Source organism: Asticcacaulis sp. W401b (assembly GCF_046503825.1).
In the GTDB taxonomy this organism is placed as follows: Bacteria; Pseudomonadota; Alphaproteobacteria; order Caulobacterales; family Caulobacteraceae; genus Asticcacaulis.
Genome location: NZ_JBKFEE010000006.1, coordinates 13,475 through 31,897, shown reverse-complemented (window position 1 = coordinate 31,897; position 18,423 = coordinate 13,475). Strand labels below are relative to the sequence as shown.

Sequence of the window (18,423 nt, the reverse complement as noted above, 5' to 3'; positions counted from 1 at the left end):
GGCGGGTGGCCTGTGCCAAAAGTCGGCACGGTACGCGGAAAGCGGCCGACGCTGGCTGCGCCGTCCGGCAAAACAATAGGTCCTTTTTTATGGCAAGGCAACCGAAAGCCGTTGTGTTTTGAAATATAGAAACAATGACGGTGGGTAAAAATGATATAGATTGACGTTTACGGATTATTTATATTCCTATTTCAGATAAAATTCAAAATTAAATTCAGCTATTATCAATTTTTATTGTTTAGAAGTAACGAGAATAAATTTAATTAATTTCGATAAAAGCAACTATCTATACTAATAGAATTGTTTTCTGGCTTCGTTTATTGAAAATATTTTAAGATTCGCTCCTAGCCCTTCAATAGGTGCTGGGTGGGTCAGAAGCCGGAAAGGTGTCTTCGACCATGGTATCTACCTGATCTTCGCCCAGATTATCGCGCACGGCGCGGTCTTCGCGCTGACAGCGTTTCAATGAGCGTGTCGGGTGCAGGAAACCGTCACAGAAAGCCCTGACAATGCGTATGGTCTGGATCATGGGTCACCTCCGTTGAAGCCCGACCCTAACCCCGCACGGGTAAAGACGAGAGAGGCAAGGGCCGTCGCCACGCAAAGAGGGAATAAGCGTGATCCTTGATATTGGGCCGCGTTTGCCATAGATGCAGGCCCCTATACCAAGGGTCATTGGAAATGACGCTTGGTATTCGTGTCTTCAACGGCCGGGTGCGGTCAGCACCTTCGGACGTTGGCATTATTCAGTACAAGGGATTCCCCATGAACGCGCTCGCTGAGGTCAATTCGTCACGCCTGTCGGAGGTCAACGCCTTTGTCGCGCGTTACCGCCGTGAGCGCGCGGCCGCGGCTTCGGTGGCTTTTGAGGCCTATCCCCTGCCGCAACTGGAAAAGCGCATCACCGACGCCCTGTCGGCCAAGGTGGGCTATGCGCTCGATATCAAGTTCGATCTGATCGACCGCGCCAAGATGGGCGGTGATATTGCCCTGCGCTTTCCGCAACTGCTGAAGGACGGCGGACCGAAGGGCTTTATGGCCAACCACCTGCCGTGGATCGTGGACATCCTCAACGGGCCGGACTTTGCTGACGCCATTGCCAAACTCGAAACCAAGGGCATGTATATCAACCTGACCCTGTCGGACGGCTGGATGCTCAGCGGGGCACAGGCCGTGACCGCGATTGGCGCGCATTTCGGCGATTCCGACGCGCTCAAGGGGCGTTCGGCGGTGGTCGATTATTCGTCACCCAATGTCGCCAAGACGCTGCACGCCGGGCATATCCGCTCGACCATTGTGGGGCACGTGCTGTCGAACCTGTGGGAGCGGTCGGGGGCGGATACCTTTCGCGTCAACCATATCAATGACTTCGGCGGTTTCGGTTTCATGCTGGAAGGCTATCGCCGGTTTGGCTCGGTCTTCCCGGCGGATTTCGGGGATAACGACAAGCTGCTGGAAATCTACAAGATCCGTCGCTCGGTCGAACGCATCCTCGAAGGCGGCAAGTCGCCCGATGAATGGGACGCCGAAGACGCCGCCATTGCCGGGCGGTATTTCCCTGATGCGAAAAATCTCGAACTCTTGAAATATGCCTTCACCGACTATGTGGCGGCCTCGGATGCGCGCTTCCGGGCGCTGGAGCAGGGCGACGCCGAAGAGGTCGCCCTGTGGATTGACATGGTCAAGTGGAGCCTTCAGTCGTTTGAAGGTTTCTACGACGCCTTGAACATCCATTTCGACCTCGTCCTGGGCGAAAGCTTCTACTATCAGGCGGGCGACGCCGTGGTCGAAGCGGCGCTGGCGTCGGGTAAGGCTGTGGTGTTCAGTGAGGCCGATGCCGAAGCCGCCATCGCCATCGAAGAGGCGCGTTTTGCCGCCGGCGACATCGGGGAAATCGAACGCGACACCCTCATAAAGTCGATCCGCAAGGATATCGGCGCGGCGGTGGTCCTGCTCGATAATAATGAGCGCTTCGTGGTGCGTCGTGCCGACGGGCAGAGCATCTATTCGACGCGCGATATGGGCGCCATCCAACTGCGCGCGCAGATGTTCGACCCCACCGACGTCTTTTACGTTGTGGGTCAGGAGCAGCAGGTGCACTTCAACCGCCTGTTCCGCTCGGCCTATGCGACGGGGATTGCCGATGCCGCAAAGACTGCGTTTCAGCACGTCTATTTCGGCTTCTATGTCGATGCGAAGACCGGCAAGAAGCTGTCGTCGCGTCAGTCGGTCTCAAACGTCATCGGGCTGTTGTCGGCGGCGCAGGTCTATTTCCGTAACCGCCTGTCTGACCGGGTGGATTCGGATGAGGCCGAACTGAGCCGCGCGGCGCAGGAACTGGCCATCGGCTCCATCGTGTTTAATGACCTCAAGCAGGACCTGAAAGGCGCGGTGGAAATCGATGCCTCAGATATGGATGCCACCATCGCCGGGTTTGAACGCTCAGGCGGGGCCTACGTCGTTTATGCGGCGTGTCGGGCGCGCAGCATTTTGCGCAAAAACGGCGGTGGCACGGCGAATATCGACGGTGTGACCTATGAGATCGACGCGCAGGAAGCCGACCTGCTCCTGAAGGTGCAGCAGATCCCGCAGAAGGTGGTGGCCGCGGCCAAAGCGGCCAATCCGTCGCTGCTGGTGCGTCACCTGATGGACGTCGCGGCGATCTACAATTCTTACTACACCCGCGTGCCGGTGATCAGCGACGGCGTGGCCAACCCGGCGCGCCTGATCATCACGCAAGCCGTTCAGGTGGCCCTGACCCGTGCCCTGTCGATCTGCCATATCGAGTGCCCGGAAGCGATCTGATCGCGCTTGTTTGCAATTTTTGAGTGTGGCACTCTCTTCAAAAAGGAGGGGGTATGCTCAGACGTTATCTTTTGGCAGTGTTGTTTGTTTGGGCAGGCGGTGCTTCAGCACAGCCGCCTCAGGCCGAGCATATCAATCCTGATTTGTTTAAGCCTCAGTTGACCGATGTCGGTGGCGGTCGCAGGCTGCACATGGCCTGTGAGGGGGGCGGTTATCCGACCGTCGTCTTTCAGCAGGGCGGAGAAGGGGCCATTCCGAACTGGCGACAGGTTCAGCCGGTCATCGCCAAACTAACGCGGACCTGCGTTTATGATCGCGCTGGCTTCGGCCTCAGCGATGCGCCCGACGGACCTGTGACCGGCACGGCAACGACGGATGATTTGCGCGCGCTTCTTAAGGCGAGAGGCGAAACCCTGCCCGTGGTGTTCGCTGGGCATTCCATTGGCGGTTTCTATGCGACTCTCTACGCCAATCGCTTTCCGCAAGACGTCGCGGGTATGGTGCTGGTCGATCCGGGGTTCGCAATGCAGAATAATCCCACCCATCCAGAAGACCGAAAACTATTGCTTGCCAGCTTGGATAGAGGCAATCAGGAATTGGCCGATTGTGCGAAAAAAGCCCGTGAGGGACAGCTTTCAAATGATGACCTCAAGGGGTGTTTCAAGCTGCCGGGTGGTTGGTCGGACTTTGAACGTACCTACATGTTGCAGGCATTGATCAGGGCCGCTTGGTATGAAGCTGAGCTTAGCCAGTCCTTAAATTATTTTCCTTCTGCGCAAGCGCCAGAGAGCGTGATATGGCGGGAGGAGCGGTTAACGCGAAGACATTACGGAGACACCCCCCTCATTGTCTTGTCCGGAGGCAGGCTCTATCGTGACGTGTCTCAGACGGATCGGGGTTTTGCGGAGTTTAGTGCTGACTGGCGCAAGGGGCACGAACTTCTGGCCAATCGTTCCAACCGCGGCGAGTTTCACTATCTTCCCGATGCAGGACATTTCATCCAGCGCAACCGACCGGATGTAGTTATCGACGCCATTACGCGCGTGGTCGAAACTGTGCGGGCCGAGCGCAAGGCGCAATAAAAAAGCCGCCGGAGTAAATCCGGCGGCTTTTTAGGCCGTAAACTCATAAAACGGGTTTTCAATCTGTCTTACGCGTGATTCAAGGCTTCCATTGATTTGGAGGCCTTTTTGATGACCCGTCGCCGCTATGAGCTGACCGAGACAGAATGGGAAATTATTTCGCCGCTACTGCCGAACAAGCCTCGCGGCGTCCCTCGTGTTGATGATCGCCGCGTCATCAACGGCATCTTATGGAGGTTTCGGGCAGGCTCGCCATGGGCGGATATTCCGGAGCGGTACGGGCCTTCGACCACCTGCTATAATCGCTTCGTCCGGTGGCGCAAAGCTGGCGTTTGGGATCGGATTTTAGCAGATATATCAAAGGCCTTTGACGGCGATATCATCATGATTGACTCCTCCTGCGTCCGCGTGCACCAACATGGTGCGACGGCAAAAAAGGGGGCCTTGACGATGGCTGCATGGGACGTTCCCGTGGCGGGTTGACGACCAAGATCCATGCCGTCGTCGATGCCGAAGGGCGACCTATCGCCCTCGAACTGACTGCCGGGCAGGCTCATGATAGCCAAATGGCTTTGACCATGCTGAGCGCCATGAGGGAAGGCACCATTGTGCTGGGCGACAAAGCTTACGACACAAACGCCTTGCGTGCTGCCGCCAGCGAAAAGAAGGCCTGGGCCAATATCCCGGCCAAGAGCAATCGAAAGGACGGTTTTGCCTTCAGTGGCTGGGTCTATAGGCAAAGAAATCTGGTCGAACGCTTCTTCAATAAGCTCAAGCAGTTCCGGGGAATTGCCACGCGATATGACAAAAATCCCCTCAACTTCCTAGGCGCCGTCAAGATCGTAGCCTCTCGCATCTGGATCAGAGCGTTATGAGTCTACGGCCTAGTGTGCGGGTGGCAGGCTCTAAGCAGCGATTACGTCGGCCGGGGCCGTGCTGCGGATCAGGTGATCAAAGGCCGACAGCGAGGCCTTGGAGCCTTCGCCCATGGCGATGATGATCTGCTTATACGGCACGGTGGTGCAGTCGCCCGCCGCGAAGACGCCCGGCAGTGAGGTTTCGCCCTTGGCATTGACCTCGACCTCGCCATGCTTCGACAGGGCCAGCGTCCCTTTCAGCCATTCGGTGTTGGGCACCAGACCGATCTGCACAAAGATGCCTTCCAGTTCGATATCGTGCGTCACGTCGTGCAGGCGGTCCTTATAGCTCAAGCCCGTCACCTTGCTGCCGTCGCCCTTGACCTCGGTCGTCTGGGCATTGGTCAACACCTTGATGTTCGGCAGGCTGTAGAGCTTGCGTTGCAGAACCGCGTCGGCGCGCAGTTCGGCCGCGAACTCCAGCAGGGTCACCTCGGCAACGATGCCGGCCAGATCAATGGCCGCTTCGACGCCCGAATTGCCGCCACCGATGACCGCCACGCGCTTGCCCTTGAACAGCGGGCCGTCGCAGTGCGGGCAGTAGGCCACGCCCTTGTTCTTGTACTCGGTTTCGCCGGGCACATTCATGTTGCGCCAGCGGGCCCCGGTCGAAAGGATGACGGTGCGCGACTTCACCGAAGCCCCGCTTTGCAGCCTGACCTCGATCAGGCCGCCGGGGGTCGCCGCCGGGATCAGTTGCGTCGCGGTCTGGAGGTTCATGATATCGACCTCATAGTCCTTGACGTGCTGCTCCAGCGCGGTGGCGAGCTTCGGGCCTTCGGTGTGCGGCACCGAGATGAAGTTCTCGATATCCATGGTGTCGAGCACCTGACCGCCGAAGCGTTCGGCCACGACGCCAGTGCGGATGCCTTTGCGCGCCGCGTAGATGGCGGCCGAGGCTCCGGCGGGGCCACCGCCGACGACCAGCACGTCGAATTCCGACTTGGCGCTGATCTTTTCGGCTTCACGCGATTGCGCACCGGTGTCGAGCTTGGCCAGAATCTGCTCCAGACCCATGCGGCCCTGACCGAAGGGCTGACCGTTCAGCAGGATGGTCGGCACGGCCATGACCTGACGCTGCTCGACCTCGTCCTTGAACAGGGCGCCGTCGATGGCGACGTGTGTGATCTTGGGGTTCAGGACGCTCATCAGGCTCAGCGCCTGCACCACGTCGGGGCAGTTCTGGCACGACAGGGAGAAGTAGGTTTCAAAGCGCAGTTCGCCGTCGATATCGAGCGCCTTGACCTGCTCGATTACTTCGGCCTCAACCTTGGGCGGGTGGCCGCCAACCCACAGGAGCGCCAGCACCAGCGAAGTGAACTCATGGCCCATGGGCAGGCCGGCAAAGGTCACGGCGACCTCCGGGCTGCCGCTGCGCACGATGTCGAACGACGGCACGCGCTCACCGCCAGACGAGACGGTCAGGGTCACCTTGGGCGAGGCGGCCACGATGTCTTCGAGCAGATCGACCAGTTCACGCGACTTGGGCTGATCATCGGTGTGCGCCACCAGTTCGATCGGCGTGCGCAGGTTTTCGAGATAGGCCTTCAGTTGGGCCTTCATGCCGTCGTCAAGCATGGCGTACTCCGTATATTGTCGTGAAAATCATTGTCTATATGCGGGCTCCGCAAAGCCCGGATATGGAAAATAATGCTGGCGCAGGCCCTGTGAGGGTACCTTGGGGGGACATGGGGGGAGGCGGGCCTCCCCCCATGCGCGGAGTTAGATCTTCCCAACGAGGTCCAGCGACGGGGCCAGGGTCTTTTCACCCTCTTCCCACTTGGCCGGGCAGACTTCGCCGGGGTGCGACGCGACGTATTGAGCCGCCTTCACCTTACGGAACAGTTCGGTGGCGTTGCGGCCCACGCCTTCCGAGGTGATTTCCATGAACTGGATGATGCCTTCCGGATCGACGAGGAAGGTGGCGCGGTCGGCCAGGCCGACGCCCGGACGCATCACGTCGAAATTGTTGGTGATGGTGCCCGACTGGTCGCCGACCATGTAGTAGTTGATCTTGCCGATGGCGGGTGAGGTGTCGTGCCAGGCCTTGTGCGAGAAGTGCGTGTCGGTCGAGACCGAATAGACTTCGACGTTCAGCTTTTGCAGGTCGGGATAGATACCGGCCAGGTCTTCCAGCTCGGTCGGGCAGACGAAGGTGAAGTCGGCCGGGTAGAAGAAGAAGATCGACCACTTGCCCTTGGTGTCGGCATCCGAAATATCAACGAACTTGCCTTCCTTGTACGCGGTGGCTTTGAAGGGCTTGATCGGGGTATTGATGAGGGCCATTGGGGAAATCCTTTCATGAAATGGACGATGCTGTATTCCCCATTTCGGCGCACAAGACAAATCTATAATATTTATAGTCTGGATAAATTTAAATTATGGGCGGCTGTAATCTGGCGTCAGGCGCCTAGTCCGTGTGGCGCATTTGTGGCAATAAGGCCACGAGCTTGTCCTCTTTGAAAAAATATGTAAAAGATCGATAGCGCGGACAGCGTTGTCATGTTAGCGCTATCGCACAATAAGCGACTCAAGTCGCAAACAGGGAAAAACGCGTAGGGTTTCAAACCTTGCCGATAACTGAGCCGGTCCTGCCCCAAAGGCGGAGTCGCGCCGCTATGTGTCACTCAGTACCGTGTTTCGACCGCAAAAGGGAAACCCGACGGCGAATTCATGCACTCAAAAAGCGTTTTTATTAGTAAAAAAGATCCAACTTCTGGGAGGAAATCATGACTTCACCGATTAACGGTGTGTCTTCGCGTGGCGCGCGCCGCGTGATCCGTAACATGGTCCTGTGCAGCGCGTCGGGTATGGCGATGCTGGCCGGTGCCGCCTACGCACAGGACGCTGCGCCGGCTTCGGGCGACAATATCGAAACCGTGGTCATCACGGGTGTGCGTGGCTCGCTGCAACGTTCGATGAATATCAAGCGCAACGCCACGGGTGTGGTGGATGCCATCACGTCGGAAGACATCGGTAAGTATCCGGACACCAACCTGGCCGAATCGGTTCAGCGCATTCCGGGCGTGTCGATCGACCGCACCAACGGCGAAGGTTCGACCGTAACGGTGCGCGGCTTTGGTCCGGGCTTCAACCTTGTGACCCTGAACGGCCGCGTCATGCCGGCGGCGCAAATCAACGCCGTGGGTTCGGGTAACGGCACCGCCGGCGGTGGTTCGCGTAACTTTGACTTCTCCAGCATCGCTTCGGATGGCGTGTCGGGCTTTGAAGTCTACAAGACCGGTAAGGCCAATGTCGCTTCGGGCGGTATCGGCGCGACGCTGAACATCAAGACCCTGCGTCCGATTGGCAAGGCCGGGGCTTCGGGCTCGATCTCGGCCAAGGCGGTGCACGGTGAAAACCTGATCGACGGCAAGGACTGGACGCCGGAAATCGCGGGTACCTACAAGTGGACCAACGAAGACAACACCTTCGGCGTGGCCCTGTTCGGTCAGTTTGCTGAAAAGGACGTCGCGACCCGTCAGGCGACCCAGAACAGCTGGAACCTTGACACCCGCGACCAGTTCTACAGCCCGTCGAGCGGTCGTCTGCGTTATGCTTCCAACCAGACCACGCTGCTGACGCAAATCACCAATGCGCCGCCCGCCGGTGCGCTGGTTGCCTACCCGAACGACAGCCGTTACGCCCTGTCCGAAACGCACAATGAGCGCAGCAACCTTGTGGCTACGGCGCAATGGCGTCCGGTCGAAAACTGGCTGTTCACGGCGGATGCCCTGTACGTCAAGAACGAAGCGACCGAACTGCGCGCCGAACAGACCAACTGGTTCAACCGTCCGTTCGATCAGATCATCTTCGAAAAGGGCGCTTCGGGCATCTATAATGCCGTCTTCCTGCAGGAAAACCTGTCGGGCGTGAAGGACATCGGCTTCGAACAGCAACTGGTCAGCCTCAAGAGCACCCTGAAGTCGCTGGGCTTTAATGCCAAGTGGGACATCAATGACAAGATGAGCCTGACCTTCGACGCGCATTCGTCCGAAGGCGAGGTTCTGCCGAACAACCCGGATGGTTCGACCACGGTTGCCATCTCCATCGGTGCGCCGGTCATTTCGTCGCACTCGGTGGACTTCCGCAGCGACATTCCGCTCCAGAAGTACACCATCAATGACGCGCTGCGCGGCAATAACAATGGCCGTCTGGATGCCGGCGATCTGGGCTCTCAGGTTGGTCGTACCTGGACCAATAGCCAGACCAACAAGATCGACGAATTCAAGGTCGATTTTGCCTATGACTTCGACGGTGAAAGCCGCTTCGACGGGGGTATCGACCTGCTGAAGTCGGAAATGACGACGACGACGGGTTCGACCTATCAGGCGCTGGGTGACTGGGGTATCTCGCGTCCGGGTGACGTGGCGCAATACGCACCGGGCATGATCACCACCTATGATCTGGGTGGCCTGTTCCAGGACTTCACGCCGGGTCAGTCGAATGTCGCTTTCCGTGGCAACGCGCTCGACATCTACCGCGCTCTGGCCAAGGGCTACAACCAGTCGCTGCCGACCACCTCTTTGACGGCCAACACCATCGAAGAAGAAATCAAGGCGATCTATGGTCAGTTGACCCTGAAGGGCGACTTCCTGGGCAAGCCGGTCGGCATCGTGGCCGGTCTGCGCTATGAAAAGACCAATGTCACGGCTTCGGCCCTGCAAAGCGTCCCGACGGCCATCCGCTGGACCGCTGACAACGACTTCGCCACCGATTTCGGCACCGGCGTCGCCACGCTCAGCAGCCAGGCGGACTACGACAACTGGCTGCCGAACCTCGACATCTCGTGGAATGTGCGTGATGACGTGACGGTGCGGGCGTCCTACTCCAAGACCATCGCGCGTGCGGCCTATGGCAACATGTTCGCCACGACGACGGTCAACACGCCGCCGCGTCCGACCGCCAACGGCACCAACCCGACCGCCTCTTCGGGCAACCCGGCCCTGCTGCCGCTGGAATCGTCGAACATCGACTTCTCGGCGGAATGGTACTACGGCCCGGCCAACTACGTGTCGCTCGGCTTCTACAACAAGGACGTGGCCAACTTCATCGGCACCGGCCGTGTAACGCAGAACCTGTTCAGCCTGCGTGACCCGACCGCCGCTACGGCAGGCTCGCGCTCCGGTACGGCCAAGACCGCGCTGGGCGAACTGGGTCAGTCGCCGACCGACGTCAACCTGTTCACCATGACCGCCCTGGTCATCAAGAACAACGGCAACACCACGGCGGCCAAGAACGAGTACACGGCCAACTCGACCAACGGTAACCTCAATCAGGCTTTCGTGGATCAGATCCTCGCCGCCTATGACATCACCGCCAATTCGAGCGATCCGCTGTTCAACTTCGACACCGCCATTCCGGTCAATAACAAGACCGCGAACATTCACGGTTTCGAACTGGCCTTCCAGCACTTCTTCGGTGATAGCGGCTGGGGTGTGTCGGGCAGCATGACGACGGTTGAAGGCGACATCGGCTTCGACAATTCGGCGGCGCCGGGTACGCTTCAGTTCCCACTGCTGGGTCTGTCGGATACCTACAACGTCACCCTGATCTACGATAAGGGTCCGCTGTCGGGTCGTCTGGCCTATAACTGGCGCGACAAGTACATCGCCAACACCAATGTTGGCGCGCAGGGTGACCCGCAGTACTTCGAAGCCTTCGGCGTTCTGGACGCTTCGGTCAACTACTCTGTGACGCCGAACATTCAGATCACCTTCGAAGGTCTGAACCTGACCAAGGAGCACATCCGTCAGTACGGACGTGACACCTCCAACATCTACTTCGCTCAGGAACTGGATACCCGTTATCAGATCGGTGTCCGCTACAAGTTCTGATCCTTTAGTAGAGTGTAAAGGGGAAGGGCCGCGGGCAACCGCGGCCCTTCCTGCCTTCTGCCTGTCTTGCCGTTTGAGACAGGTGGGGTAAGTTCTCCGTGTCTCTGTGAAAGTTGTTCCATGCCCAACGCCGTCCTTCTCGATAATGTTCAGCATCACGACCTGAGGGTCATCGGCGGTCACGGCCCGGCGTTTGGCGACGCGGTGAATGAAATTCCCGTCTTTGCTCCCGAATTTGCTGAGCTTCAGCGCGACTATCCGCTCTATTTCCGTCAGACGGAAAAGGGCGGCTTTCAGACCTATGCCCTGCTGGGCCTCGATAAGGACGAAAACCTCTTTCTGGCAGACGGTCAGTGGCAGGCACGCCACGTCCCGGCCATGAGCCATCGCGGTCCGTTCCTGATCGGCATGAATGACGATCAGCCCATGCTTATGGTCGATTTGGATCACCCGCGCCTCAGCCGCAGCGAGGGCGAACCCGTCTTCCTGCCGCACGGCGGCAACGCGCCGGCTCTGGAGCGCCATATGCGCGCGCTGCGCACCATCCATCAGGGTGTCGAACTCAATGCGCCGATGTTCGCGGCGTTTCAGGCCGAAGGCCTGATCGCACCGGTCGAAATCGCCATCCGCCTCGACGACACCACCGAATACAAGATCCCGGACCTTTTCTCGATTAGTCAGGAGGCCTTGTCGCAGCTCAGCGGGGAGGCGCTGGAGCGGCTGAACCGCGCCGGTTTTCTGGCGCTGGCCTTTCAGGTTGCGGGCTCCATGGGCAATATGGCCCGCATTATTGAGCTGAAGAGCCGTAAGCGGGCCGCGCTCTGATGGCTGAGATTACCCGCCGTACCGAGGTCGTGACCGGTATTGCGCCGGACGCTATTCCGTTTGACGAACTGATGGCCGCGCAAAAGCCGGTCATCCTCAAGGGCGTGGCGCGCGACTGGCCTCTGGTGCGTGAGGGCTTGAACAATGCGGCGGCGGCCATGGATCATCTGCGCGGCTTTTATCAGGGGCGGCCGGTGACCGCCTATACGGGCGCGCCGGAGATTGGCGGCCGCTTCTTCTATCGCGACGATATGGCGGGGCTCAATTTCACCGCCGCGCGCACCGACCTCAGCGCGTTTCTCGAAGAGGTGGCGGCGCATCTCGACGACCCTGCGCCGCCGTCCTTCTATATCGGCTCGACCGATCTGGGTCTGTACCTGCCGGGCCTGCGTGAGGCGGGCAATGACCTGAGCCTGAACCATCCCATGTTTGTGGCCAATCCGCCTTTGGCCAGTATCTGGATCGGCAACCGCACCACGGCGACCTGCCATTTCGACATGTCGCACAATATCGCCGTCTGCGTCGCCGGGCAGCGGCGCTTTACCCTGTTCCCGCCGGATCAGGTCGCCAACCTCTATCCCGGCCCGCTGGAGCCGACGCCCGGCGGTCAGGTGGTCAGTCTGGTCGATTTCCGTGATCCCGACTATGATCGTTTTCCGCGCTTCCGCGAGGCCGAAGCCGCCGGTCAGGTGGCCGATATGGAAGCGGGCGATGTCCTGTTTTATCCGGCCCTGTGGTGGCACCACGTTGAGGCGCTGGCACCGTTCAACATTCTGGTGAACTACTGGTGGAACACGTCACCGGCCTTTATGGACACGCCGATGAACACCCTGCTGCACGGCCTCTTGAGCCTGCGCGACCGGCCCCAGCCGGAAAAGGACGCCTGGAAGGCCCTGTTCGACTATTATATCTTCGGCCCCGCCGAGCAGGCGGGCGCCCACATCCCCGAAGCGGCGCGCGGTGCGCTGGGGACGCTGAACGATATGACGGCCAGACGCCTGCGGGCGCAACTGCTGCAAAAATTGAATCGCTGAGGGAAGAGACATGCAACCGGTCAAAAAGATAGTCATTGCCGGCGGCGGCACGGCCGGATGGTGCGCCGCAGCGGCCCTGTCGAAGCTGCTGGGGACCCTGATCGACATCACCCTGATCGAGTCGGAAGAGATCGGCATTGTCGGGGTGGGCGAAGCGACCATCCCCACGGCGCGCACCTTCCATCACTTTTTGGGTATAGATGAACGCGCCTTCCTCAAGGCGACCAATGCCACCTATAAGCTGGGTATCGCCTTTGAAAACTGGGCGCGCGATGGCGACCGCTACATCCACTCCTTCGGTGAGATCGGCAAATCCAACTGGATGGCCCCGTTCCATCACGTGTGGATGGCGGCGCGCGACAAGGGCTTTGGCGGCGATCTCGGCGACTATTGCTTCGAGTTGCGGGCGGCGGAAGAGGGCAAGTTCTTCACCTCGGACACGGCGCGCATCAACTACGCCTATCATTTCGACGCCGTGCTTTATGGGCGGTTCCTGAGGCAGTTCAGCGAAGCGCACGGGGCCAGGCGCATCGAAGGCCGCATCCGTGAGGTGCGTCAGGACGCCGACACCGGCTTTATCACGGCGCTGGCGCTGGAGTCGGGTGAGGTCATCGACGGCGACCTGTTTATCGACTGTACGGGCTTTAAGGGGCTCCTGATCGAAGAGACTCTGAAGACCGGTTTTGAGGACTGGAGCCACTGGCTGCCCACCGACCGGGCGCTGGCTGTGCAGACGGCACCGTCCGGGCGGCTCGATCCCTATACGCGCGCCATTGCACACGGCGAAGGCTGGCGCTGGCGCATCCCGCTACAAAACCGCGTCGGCAACGGGCTGGTCTATGCCAGCGGGCACCTGACGGACGAAGTGGCGCGCGAACGCCTGCTGTCGCTGGTCGATGGCGAGCCCCTGACCGAGCCGCGCCTGATCCGCTACCGCACCGGGCGGCGCAAGAAGATATGGAACAAGAACTGCCTGACGGTCGGCCTGTCGAGCGGTTTTATCGAGCCGCTGGAATCGACCAGCATCCACCTGTTCCAGATCGCCGTGACGCGCCTGATCCAGATGTTCCCCTTCGGCGGCATCACCGAGGCGGTCAGCGACCACTATAATGAGATTGCGCGCCGTGAAATCGAGAAGGTGCGCGACTTCGTGATCCTGCATTACAAGCTGACCCAACGCGACGACACGGCCTTCTGGCGCGAACGGCGCGAGATGAGCGTGCCCGACAGCCTGACCGAGCGGCTGGAGATGTTCCGCGAACACGGCCACGCCTGGCAGGCGGCCGATGACCTGTTCCGCGTCGATTCGTGGGTGCAGGTGCTGCTGGGCCAAAGGCTTGAGCCGCAATCACACCACGCCATTGGCCAACTGATGAGCGAGGCGCAACTGCGTCAGGCGCTGGATGGCCTGAAGACGAATATCGCCCGCACGGTCGAGGCCATGCCGACGCACGAGGCCTTCCTCAAAAGCTATCTGGCGGCGTGATTTGTGAGGCGGCGGATAACCCGACGCCCGCCGGCGGTAAGCGCGGCGGGCGTAAGGTCAGACAAGAAATGGTGGAGCTAAGCGGATTCGAACCGCTGGCCTCCTCATTGCGAACGAGGCGCTCTACCAACTGAGCTATAGCCCCATTCCTTGTGGAAGGCGTCTTTTAATCGAACGCCTGAGACTGTCAAGACGGGTTTGACTTGTTATAGCGGCCCGGACCGTTATATCTACAAAAGACTGAGTGGTCTTTCGCTTTTGGGAGTCTTTATGACCGGTTTCATCGTTATCGTCCTGGGTGGTCTTCTGTCCTTCGCCATGTGGACCATCATCATCAGCGCGATTTTGAGCTGGCTCGTGGCGTTTAATGTCATCAATACGCGCAATCCGGGCGTTTATCGTATTCTGGATATGCTGGACCGCCTGACCTATCCGATTCTGGAGCCTTTCCGTCGTATTATCCCCAATCTGGGCGGTATCGACATCAGCCCGATCATTGCCATTCTGATCATTCAGGGCCTGCAACATCTGCTGCGCAATGTGGTGGCACCGAACCTCTACATGCTGATCGGCTAATGGCCCGGCTGGTCGTGCGGCTGACGCCCAAGGCGGCAGCGGATCGCGTCGATGGCTGGGACAGGGATGAGCAGGGGCGGCCCTATCTCAAGGTGCGCGTCACTGCGGCACCGATAGAAGGGCGCGCCAATGAGGCGCTGATCGCTTTTCTGGCCAAGCGGTTAAAGCTGCCCAAATCACGCCTGTCTCTGCTGGCCGGAGATACATCGCGCCTCAAGCAGATCGAGGTCGAGGGTCTGGACGAGGCGGCGTTGAAGGCGGCCCTGACATAACAAAACCCCGCCGGTGTGCTCCGGCGGGGTTTGATCTTTGCAAATGTCCGGGGCGCTTATGCTGCGACCCCAGAGAGGAATGATTTCTACAGGAATCATTCCTCTCAAGCCGCCATTGAGGCGGCGGCCAAGGTGGCGGAGCCACCGCCCGGCGAGGGGCTAAAAAAGCTAGATCATTATGTTTCTACCAGAAATCATAATGATCTAGCCGCGTGGATTTGCGCCACAATCGCCTTGGTCACTTCCGAACCGGCCAGCGTGCCGCCCAGATCGCGGGTCAGTTGCCCGGCCTTGATCACCGCGTCGATGGCGGCGTCCAGCGCGTCGGCTTCGGCGCTCAGATTGAGCGAGAAGCGCAGCATCATGGCCACGGACTTCAGCGTACCGATGGGGTTGGCGAGGTCCTTGCCCGCAATGTCCGGGGCCGAGCCGTGGATCGGCTCATAGAGGCCTTTACCGGAGCCCAGCGAGGCCGAGCCCAGCAGACCAATCGACCCCGGCAGCACCGAGGCGAGGTCGGACAGGATGTCGCCGAACATGTTTTCGGTGACGATCACGTCAAACGACTTCGGACGGGTGACAAGGTGCATGGCCATCGAATCGACCAGAGCGTGCTCCAGCTCGACATCCGCATATTCCGCCTTGTGCAGTTTGATGACCGTTTCGCGCCACAGACGCGAGGTTTCGATAACATTGGCCTTATCGACCGAGGTGACCTTATTGCGGCGCTTGCGGGCGGCTTCAAAAGCGACGCGGGCGACGCGCTCGATTTCTTCGACCGTATAGACGCATTCATCGACGGCGCGGTCTTCGGTGCGGGTCTGCTTGCCGAAATAGAGGCCGCCGGTCAGTTCGCGCACGATCAGCATGTCGGCCCCTGACACGATCTCTTCTTTCAGCGGTGAGCGGAAGGCCTGCGAGGCCGGGACGTCCATCGGGCGCAGATTGGCGAACAGGCCCATCGACTTGCGCACAGCCAGAAGGCCCTGTTCCGGGCGCTTGGGTTGCAGGTCCCACTTCGGACCGCCCACGGCCCCCAGCAGCACTGCATCGGCGGCCAGACAGGCGGCGTCGGTATCGGCGGGGTAGGGGTCGTTGCGCTCATCAATGGCGATGCCGCCGATCAGCTTTTCTTCGAAGTTGAAGGTGTGGCCATAGACCTCACCGATGGCCTTCAGCGCGGACACGCCCGCGGCGGCGACTTCGGGACCGATGCCGTCACCCGGCAGCACAACGATGTTGAAGGTGGACATTTAAGCGCTTTCCAAAAAGTGGGACGCACTTTTTGGACTCAAAAGCGCGACCAGTAAAAAATTGAATTCAAGGCCGAAGGTTTTGAATTCAAGCGGCCTTTCCGTTTGTTTTTTCGTAGGCTTCGATTTCCGGCAGGCGCTTCAACAGCCAGCCCATGGCATCGACGCCTTCCAGCAGGCATTGGCGCGCGAAGGCCTCGACCTGGAAAGTGACGGTGGTGCCGTCTTCCAGCGTCAGGGTGCAGGATTCGAGGTCGATGGTGACGCGCTGCTGCGGGTTTTGCGTCAGCTTGTCGTGGATTTCGGGCGACACCACGACCGGCAACAGGCCGTTTTTCAGGCTGTTCGACTTGAAGATGTCGGCGATCTCGGTCGAGATGACGGCCTTGAAGCCATAATCCATCAGCGCCCAAGGGGCGTGTTCGCGCGACGAGCCGCAGCCAAGATTGTTGCCGGCGACCAGCACGCGGTGCTCGGTCGGGTCGATCTCGTTCAGGATGTGCGGCTTGTTCGAGCCGTCGGCATTGTAGCGCCAGTCGTTGAAGGCGACCTTGCCCAGACCGGCCTTGGTGGTCGTGGTCAGGAAGCGCGCCGGAATGATCTGGTCGGTGTCGATATTGGCTTCCGGCAGGACGACGATGCGTGAGGAGAAGCTGTTGACGGGTTCTTGGTTGGACATTGGGTTCTCTTTTTCCCGTCCTCCCCCGCTGTGCAGGGGAGGCGAAAAGTTAGGCGCTTTCAAGCTGCATGAATTGACGGGGATCGGCCACATGACCGGCAATGGCCGAGGCCGCAGCGGTCGCCGGCGAGGCCAGAACCGTGCGCGAACCGGGGCCCTGACGGCCTTCGAAATTGCGGTTCGAGGTCGAAACGGCCAGTTGCCCCGGCAGCACGAAGTCGCCGTTCATGGCGATGCACATCGAGCAGCCTGGCAGACGCCATTCGGCACCGGCTTCGAGGAAGATCTGATGCAGGCCTTCCTTTTCGGCTTCGACGCGCACCCATTCCGAACCCGGCACGATCAGGGCGCGCACGCCCGGCGCCACCTTGCGGCCCTTCATGATGGCGGCGGCGGCGCGCAGGTCGGCCATGCGGCCATTGGTGCACGAACCGATGAAGACCACATCGACCTTCTCCACCTCGCGGGCCTCGCCGCCGGTGAAGCCCATATATTTCAGCGCGCGTTCTTCGTCTTCATTGGCGGCCACGGGCACGCCCTTGACGATGGGCGCACCCTGATCGGGCGAGGTGCCCCAGGTGGCCATCGGCTCAATCGCCGAACCGTCGATGGTGATTTCCTTATCAAACACGGCGCCGTCGTCGGACTTCAGCGTCAGCCAATGAGCGGCGGCTTCGTCAAAGGCCGCGCCTTGCGGCACGTATTCGCGGCCGCGCAGCCACTCGACCGTCTTCTGGTCAGGGGCGATCATGCCGCAGCGGGCACCCGCTTCGATCGACAGGTTACAGACCGTCATGCGGCCTTCCATGTCGAGCGCTTCGATGACCGGCCCGGCATATTCGAGCGCGTAGCCCGTGCCGCCGGAGAAGCCCAGCGTGTTGATGACGGTCAGCGCCACGTCCTTGCCCGTCACACCCGGTTGCAGCGCGCCGGTGATGTTGATGCGCATGGTCTTGGGCTTACGCTGAGCGAGGCACTGGGTGGCCAGAACGTGGCCGACTTCCGAGGTGCCGATACCGAAGGCGATGCAGCCAAAGGCGCCGTGGGTCGAGGTGTGCGAGTCGCCGCAAACGACCGTAAAGCCCGGCTGGGTCAGGCCCATTTCCGGCCCGATGACGTGGACGACGCCGCGGTTTTCGGCCTCATAGCCGAACAGGCGCAGACCGTTTTTGGCGGCATTGGCCTCAAGCGTTTCGACCTGCTTTTTGGCCTGCGCCGTCACATAGGGGCGGTTGCCATCGGCATCGGGGGCCAGTGTCGGGATCGAGTGATCGAGCGTGGCAAAGGTGCGATCGGGACGACGGACCTTCAGGCCGCGCGCATCCAGCTCGGAAAAGGCCTGAGGGCTGGTCACCTCATGAACCAGATGCAGGTCGATGTAGAGGACGGCGGGCTTGTCCGCGCCTTCTTCCTCAACGATGTGGCGTTCCCACACCTTCTCGAACAATGATTTGGGTTTTGACATGATGGTCGTCCTAGAGCCTCAGTTACATGCGTCTTTCGCGGGACCTGCAAAGCCCCCACCACCGCATCTCAGCTACGCTTCGTGCGGTCCCCCTCCCCAAGCGAGTTGGGGAGGTATGATCGGGTCATGTTCATACCTCCCCGGCGTGCGGGGGAGGGGGACCATCAAGCCCGCAGGGCGCAGATGGTGGTG

At 60.0% G+C, this 18,423-nt stretch carries 15 protein-coding genes and 1 tRNA gene; 9 read left to right on the top strand and 7 right to left on the bottom strand.

Annotated features, from left to right (window positions below):
* Positions 1–352: 352 nt before the first annotated feature.
* A complete protein-coding gene (locus ACK8OE_RS13500) occupies positions 353–529 on the bottom strand; it encodes a hypothetical protein (RefSeq protein ID WP_290795491.1) in 177 nt (58 codons plus the stop codon).
* 236 nt (positions 530–765) lie between these two features.
* Here ACK8OE_RS13500 and argS point away from each other — a divergent pair, with 236 nt between their 5' ends.
* From argS to ACK8OE_RS13485, 3 genes are all read left to right on the top strand, one after another.
* The gene (gene argS, locus ACK8OE_RS13495; RefSeq protein ID WP_410272937.1) at positions 766–2,805 is read left to right on the top strand and encodes an arginine--tRNA ligase; all 2,040 of its coding nucleotides are present in this window, start codon (positions 766–768) and stop codon (positions 2,803–2,805) included.
* Between the two features lie 53 nt (positions 2,806–2,858).
* Positions 2,859–3,887, top strand: a complete 1,029-nt coding sequence (locus ACK8OE_RS13490; RefSeq protein ID WP_410272936.1) for an alpha/beta hydrolase — start codon at positions 2,859–2,861, stop codon at positions 3,885–3,887.
* Positions 3,888–3,998: 111 nt separating this feature from the next.
* Positions 3,999–4,762, top strand: a protein-coding gene (locus ACK8OE_RS13485; RefSeq protein WP_410272935.1) for an IS5 family transposase whose coding sequence is annotated in 2 segments (ribosomal slippage) — positions 3,999–4,317 and positions 4,317–4,762 — 765 coding nt in all. Because the reading frame shifts where the segments join, the coding sequence is not laid out codon by codon here.
* Positions 4,763–4,792: 30 nt separating this feature from the next.
* On the opposite strand, the gene ahpF is transcribed toward ACK8OE_RS13485, so the two are convergent.
* A complete protein-coding gene (gene ahpF, locus ACK8OE_RS13480) occupies positions 4,793–6,382 on the bottom strand; it encodes an alkyl hydroperoxide reductase subunit F (protein WP_410272934.1) in 1,590 nt (529 codons plus the stop codon).
* 144 nt (positions 6,383–6,526) lie between these two features.
* Entirely contained in the window at positions 6,527–7,090 is a 564-nt protein-coding gene (gene ahpC, locus ACK8OE_RS13475; RefSeq protein ID WP_013478220.1) for an alkyl hydroperoxide reductase subunit C, read from the bottom strand.
* A 443-nt stretch (positions 7,091–7,533) separates the two neighbouring features.
* Here ahpC and ACK8OE_RS13470 point away from each other — a divergent pair, with 443 nt between their 5' ends.
* The 4 genes from ACK8OE_RS13470 to ACK8OE_RS13455 all read left to right on the top strand — a co-directional run bounded on the left by ACK8OE_RS13470 (position 7,534) and on the right by ACK8OE_RS13455 (position 13,986).
* On the top strand, positions 7,534–10,641 hold the full coding sequence (locus tag ACK8OE_RS13470) for a TonB-dependent receptor (RefSeq protein ID WP_290795485.1): 3,108 nt from the start codon (positions 7,534–7,536) through the stop codon (positions 10,639–10,641).
* A 120-nt stretch (positions 10,642–10,761) separates the two neighbouring features.
* Positions 10,762–11,466: a SapC family protein gene (locus ACK8OE_RS13465; protein WP_410272933.1), complete on the top strand. Its 705-nt coding sequence runs from the start codon at positions 10,762–10,764 to the stop codon at positions 11,464–11,466.
* The gene (locus ACK8OE_RS13460; protein ID WP_410272932.1) at positions 11,466–12,500 is read left to right on the top strand and encodes a cupin-like domain-containing protein; all 1,035 of its coding nucleotides are present in this window, start codon (positions 11,466–11,468) and stop codon (positions 12,498–12,500) included. Before ACK8OE_RS13465 ends, ACK8OE_RS13460 begins: the two co-directional genes overlap by 1 nt.
* A gap of 10 nt (positions 12,501–12,510) precedes the next feature.
* The gene (locus tag ACK8OE_RS13455; RefSeq protein WP_410272931.1) at positions 12,511–13,986 is read left to right on the top strand and encodes a tryptophan halogenase family protein; all 1,476 of its coding nucleotides are present in this window, start codon (positions 12,511–12,513) and stop codon (positions 13,984–13,986) included.
* A gap of 69 nt (positions 13,987–14,055) precedes the next feature.
* Here the strand turns inward: ACK8OE_RS13455 and ACK8OE_RS13450 are convergent.
* Positions 14,056–14,131, bottom strand: a tRNA-Ala gene (locus tag ACK8OE_RS13450).
* 125 nt (positions 14,132–14,256) lie between these two features.
* Here ACK8OE_RS13450 and ACK8OE_RS13445 point away from each other — a divergent pair.
* Positions 14,257–14,562 carry a YggT family protein gene (locus ACK8OE_RS13445; protein WP_290795476.1) on the top strand — a complete coding sequence of 102 codons (306 nt, stop codon included), beginning with the start codon at positions 14,257–14,259 and terminating at the stop codon, positions 14,560–14,562.
* Positions 14,562–14,834, top strand: a complete 273-nt coding sequence (locus ACK8OE_RS13440) for a DUF167 domain-containing protein (RefSeq protein WP_410272930.1) — start codon at positions 14,562–14,564, stop codon at positions 14,832–14,834. The genes ACK8OE_RS13445 and ACK8OE_RS13440 overlap by 1 nt, the downstream gene beginning before the upstream one ends.
* A gap of 194 nt (positions 14,835–15,028) precedes the next feature.
* Here the strand turns inward: ACK8OE_RS13440 and leuB are convergent, their stop codons facing one another.
* The 3 genes from leuB to leuC form a co-directional block, all read right to left on the bottom strand.
* Positions 15,029–16,087, bottom strand: coding sequence for a 3-isopropylmalate dehydrogenase (leuB, locus tag ACK8OE_RS13435; RefSeq protein ID WP_410272929.1), 1,059 nt, complete (start codon positions 16,085–16,087; stop codon positions 15,029–15,031).
* Positions 16,088–16,175: 88 nt separating this feature from the next.
* Entirely contained in the window at positions 16,176–16,766 is a 591-nt protein-coding gene (leuD, locus tag ACK8OE_RS13430) for a 3-isopropylmalate dehydratase small subunit (protein WP_290795471.1), read from the bottom strand.
* Positions 16,767–16,815: 49 nt separating this feature from the next.
* Entirely contained in the window at positions 16,816–18,231 is a 1,416-nt protein-coding gene (leuC, locus tag ACK8OE_RS13425) for a 3-isopropylmalate dehydratase large subunit (RefSeq protein ID WP_410272928.1), read from the bottom strand.
* Positions 18,232–18,423: the final 192 nt, after the last annotated feature.

Coding starts and splice junctions, on each gene's coding strand:
- leuD (WP_290795471.1), bottom strand. CDS start 16,766: ATGTCCAACCAAGAACCCGTCAACAGCTTCTCCTCACGCATCGTCGTC.
- ACK8OE_RS13455 (WP_410272931.1), top strand. CDS start 12,511: ATGCAACCGGTCAAAAAGATAGTCATTGCCGGCGGCGGCACGGCCGGA.
- ahpC (WP_013478220.1), bottom strand. CDS start 7,090: ATGGCCCTCATCAATACCCCGATCAAGCCCTTCAAAGCCACCGCGTAC.
- ACK8OE_RS13470 (WP_290795485.1), top strand. CDS start 7,534: ATGACTTCACCGATTAACGGTGTGTCTTCGCGTGGCGCGCGCCGCGTG.
- ahpF (WP_410272934.1), bottom strand. CDS start 6,382: ATGCTTGACGACGGCATGAAGGCCCAACTGAAGGCCTATCTCGAAAAC.
- ACK8OE_RS13440 (WP_410272930.1), top strand. CDS start 14,562: ATGGCCCGGCTGGTCGTGCGGCTGACGCCCAAGGCGGCAGCGGATCGC.
- ACK8OE_RS13465 (WP_410272933.1), top strand. CDS start 10,762: ATGCCCAACGCCGTCCTTCTCGATAATGTTCAGCATCACGACCTGAGG.
- ACK8OE_RS13445 (WP_290795476.1), top strand. CDS start 14,257: ATGACCGGTTTCATCGTTATCGTCCTGGGTGGTCTTCTGTCCTTCGCC.
- leuB (WP_410272929.1), bottom strand. CDS start 16,087: ATGTCCACCTTCAACATCGTTGTGCTGCCGGGTGACGGCATCGGTCCC.
- ACK8OE_RS13490 (WP_410272936.1), top strand. CDS start 2,859: ATGCTCAGACGTTATCTTTTGGCAGTGTTGTTTGTTTGGGCAGGCGGT.
- leuC (WP_410272928.1), bottom strand. CDS start 18,231: ATGTCAAAACCCAAATCATTGTTCGAGAAGGTGTGGGAACGCCACATC.
- argS (WP_410272937.1), top strand. CDS start 766: ATGAACGCGCTCGCTGAGGTCAATTCGTCACGCCTGTCGGAGGTCAAC.
- ACK8OE_RS13500 (WP_290795491.1), bottom strand. CDS start 529: ATGATCCAGACCATACGCATTGTCAGGGCTTTCTGTGACGGTTTCCTG.
- ACK8OE_RS13460 (WP_410272932.1), top strand. CDS start 11,466: ATGGCTGAGATTACCCGCCGTACCGAGGTCGTGACCGGTATTGCGCCG.